This is a genomic window from Microcoleus sp. N9_A1 (assembly GCF_036701795.1).
Lineage (GTDB): Bacteria > Cyanobacteriota > Cyanobacteriia > Cyanobacteriales > Microcoleaceae > Microcoleus.
Genome location: NZ_JAUBRI010000154.1, coordinates 1 through 3,854, shown reverse-complemented (window position 1 = coordinate 3,854; position 3,854 = coordinate 1). Strand labels below are relative to the sequence as shown.

At 45.8% G+C, this 3,854-nt stretch carries 1 protein-coding gene; it reads right to left on the bottom strand.

Annotated elements, in window-relative coordinates; all coding sequences use genetic code 11:
- Window positions 1-246 precede the first annotated feature (246 nt).
- Window positions 247-3,582: a protein DpdE gene (gene dpdE / locus QUA58_RS30950; RefSeq protein WP_333397955.1), complete on the bottom strand. Its 3,336-nt coding sequence runs from the start codon at window positions 3,580-3,582 to the stop codon at window positions 247-249.
- Between the last annotated feature and the right edge of the window lie 272 nt (window positions 3,583-3,854).

The window sequence follows — 3,854 nt, the reverse complement described above, 5'->3', positions numbered from 1 at the left end:
ATAGTCTACCCGGACAGGGCAGACTTGATTACCTCTTCTATTCTACATTCCCCCCTGACAATTAATCCACCCTGCTTATTAAGGGGGGCTAGGGGGGATCGAGATATGTGCAGCCTCATACAAAATTGGTATTAGATAAAACCGATCGCCCTTTCCTTCATCTGCGTCCATCCGCGTTTATCCGCCTGCATCTGCGGTTGCTAAAAAGCAATCGCCCCAAAAAGAGCGATCGCCCTCCCAAACAAATTATCCTTCATCCTCCGACTTTACAGGAGGACGCCCAGAAATCACCATAAATCCAACAGATTCGAGAGTCATGTGCGGGCGGCGAATCCCAGCTAAAACCGCTTGACTCAACAAACTTTCGGTATTGATTTCCTCAGCCAAAACCGATTCTAAAGCTTGTTCCGATTTAGAAAGTCGGTTCAAGCGCAATTGCAATTGATTCACCCGGTTTTCGAGTTGGATTGCAGCAGTGACAGCAGATCGATCGCACATTTCCACAAAAGCCGATCGCCCGCGCAGCAATTCCTCCGATATCACCCGCCCCTTTTGACAAAAATCATCCCATTCTAGCGGATCGACAAAACTGTCAATCAGCGAGGTGCGATTTTTCGACAAGTTGTAATCCCGATTCGGCCCGCCTTTCCCCTTATAACCCCGCTGCAAAACCGCTAGAATTTCCGCATCTTCCACCAGAGACATTTCTGCGCTGCGAGCATCTACAAACACAGTTTCAAAAATTGGGAGAAACAGAGCATCAGCGCGCCGCTGCAAAGCTTTCAAGTTGTAATTTTCGATATTTTGTGCTTGCAAAACTTGCTCAGCAGGCTGCACATCAGTCTGGATTGAATAATTAAACTGAAAGCCGAACCACTCCTTCCCAGGCGCAGCATCCCAGCTTTCATCATGCCGCCACATGGCAAAAGCTTGACCGCGATCGTCCCAGCGAATATAAGAGCCAAGTGCATCGATCAATCCCTCACCAATTCGGTAAAGAGCGACATCAGCATTCTGATAAGCAATCCGGCGATTGTAACTGCCATATTGCTGGCAATAAGGAATCAATCTGGTTCTCAAATCGTTTGAGGGAATCAAAGTTTTTTGAGTAGGTTGATAGCGCAGCAACCCCGATATACTCGGATGTTCGATTTGTTTGAAGTGAAGAGCTTGACACAACCAACCTTCAGTAGCCCGCTGCATTTCTTTATGCTTAGCGTCGCAGTTGTCGAGAGATTCAAAATACTGAGATGCACTGTCATCAAGAGTATCAATTTCATCGAGAACGTACTGTTCATCAATTTTGATTTTCTCTTGTTCGATTTCAGTTTTAATCGCTTCAATTTCGCTGGATAAGCCCTTGCCTCCCTCGGCAAACAACTTTTCTTCAAGTTTGAGAAGTTTTTCCTCAGCATAAAACTGAAGGCTGGCAATAGATTTGTTGAAGATATCAAACCCATCTTTTAAAACTTGAAACCAAGCTTCGTGGGGACTCTCTGGCAAATCCGGGCCTGCAAACAAACAAAATTGCACTCCCATTTTGCTACCAATGCGATCGACTCTGCCGAGTCTTTGTTCTAACTGATGGGGAAACCACGGCAAATCGAAGTGAATTAACCAATCTGTCAATTGCAGATTTACCCCTGCTTCTGCCGATCGATCGCACACTAAGATAAAACAATGCGGTTCAGTCTTAAACCGCTTGAGACTAGCCTCAACCTCATCCGCCGATTTGCTCGTGTCATGGCTGGCGATCGCCTTTTTACCAAAGATTTTAGCTAAATTTTCCGCAATTTCTTGACAAGTTGCCGTAAAACTGGTTAAAATCGCAATTTTCGGGAAACGCTCGCCCGGAATCGGCCGTTTAATTTGCTGTTGAATTCTCGACAGCAAATCGCGAGGATTGCTGTGATACTCGCGGGGAACCTTCAAAGCAACTGCCAAAAATCGGAGAATGGCGATTCGTAACAAACTCAGTCGATCTAGCCCTTCCTGGGGTTTTTCCACCGTATTGAGCAAGGTTTCCAGCATTTCCCTTTCTTCGGGAAACAGCGCAGTTTTGGTCAAAATTGCCGTGTCATTTTGTCCAAATTCGCGATCGAGTTCAGGAGTCGATTTTTTCTGCAAACGAGCTTTGACAACCCGTTCTAAAACATTCAGCCAAGTACCAGAAGCGCGGAAAAACAGCAGAAAAATTCTCTGATATTCGCTCGACTTGGGAGCAACTGTGCGCCATTTATCGAGTACGGTTTGAATTTCCGACCACTGTTCATCATTCAGATCGTACTCTGTTTTGGGGACAGCATCTCGGTCGAAAATCACATCTTCAACCGCATCCCGGCGGTTGCGAAGAATGCGGCGGTGCAGGCGGTAGGTATCTCTAACGTGAGTGCGAATAGTTCGGACAAGCCGAGCCTGTTCTGCGGTTTCTTGAGTTTTCAAACAACTTTCTAACTCTGTTGCTAATCCGATTAAATAATCATCTTTCGCAAAAATAGTGCGAAGTTGAGCGAGTTTTGTTTGCAAAACAGCAGGCTTGGCATTTTCTCGGAAATCCAGCAAAGCGCGACCGATTTCTTGACGGTTTTGCACCTGTTGTTTGAAGCTTTCCAGGTCGTCAAGACGGTAAGTTGTCGGATCTAGTAAGTGCAGCATCGTTAGAAAATCTTGCTCGCGACCAAGAACTGGCGTTGCAGATAATAACAATACATTTTTACTTTTTTGAGCTAGTTTCTGACAGAGTTCAAACGACTGCTGCTGAGCGCGATCGCTAGAATTTGCCATTGCCGCCACATCCTGCGCTTCATCCACAATCAGAAAATCCAGGTTAGCGTTGCGGCTAATTTGATTGATTTCGCTAACAGCAACAAGCTGCACTCGGTCAGCAAAATGAGACAAATAGAATTTATTTTCCAACTCCTGCCGCCACTGTTCGAGCAAGTATTTCGGAACCAGTACCACAGCGCGTCCGTTGGGTTCATCTAGCAGAAATTGGCGGAGAATTGTGCCGGCTTCTACTGTTTTCCCCAGTCCTGGTTCGTCTGCCAATAAATAGCGCACGATTGGGTCTTCTAAGACGCGCCGCACGACTTCAACTTGGTGCGGATAGAGGTCTATGTTAGCAGAAATTAAACCGGTCATGCCGCGGCTGACTGCCCGCTGTTCGATCGCAGATTGAACAAATGCCAATCGCCGATCGTGAAAATACGGTGTTTCTTGGCCTTTGACTGCTAAAATGTCGATCGGATCGGCGATCGGGATATTGCAGCGAACGTAAAGTTCGGTTTCAACAGCTTGTAAACTTTGGCTGTCGGGGAGGTCAATTTCGTATTCTAATTTATCTTCATCCCAGTCATAAACTCGACCGATAATCCACCTTTCCTGACTTGTGCTCCAGAGGTAGCAGCGGGTTTGGCGCTGAAGTATGGATTCTTGCAGCAAACCCAAGGGTACAGTTTTGCGGATGCGGTTTTTAACTGAGCAAAAATATTCAACTACGGCATCAGTACGCGATACCTCGACAACTTTTCCGACTCCCAAATCGTTTCTGGGCGATCGAACTAACGAACCAACATCAATCATAATTTCAGCCTGACAATACTTACTAGAATACACTAACGCCTGAGCGACGAGAATAACATTGCATCTTAAACTTATTACATAAATATTTGATGGATAGGTCAACCGCAGATGTTTGGGAGATAAACACAGATTAACGCAGATAATTTTAAGAACTGGGAGCGAATGAAAGCAATCTTGTCTCTTGATCGGGATCGGGAATTAAATAACTTACAATTTTAATTGTTATTGTGGGATGGGCGTCCCGCCCGTCTTTTTTGGACGGGCGGGACGCC

Coding starts and splice junctions, on each gene's coding strand:
- dpdE (WP_333397955.1), bottom strand. CDS start 3,582: ATGATTGATGTTGGTTCGTTAGTTCGATCGCCCAGAAACGATTTGGGA.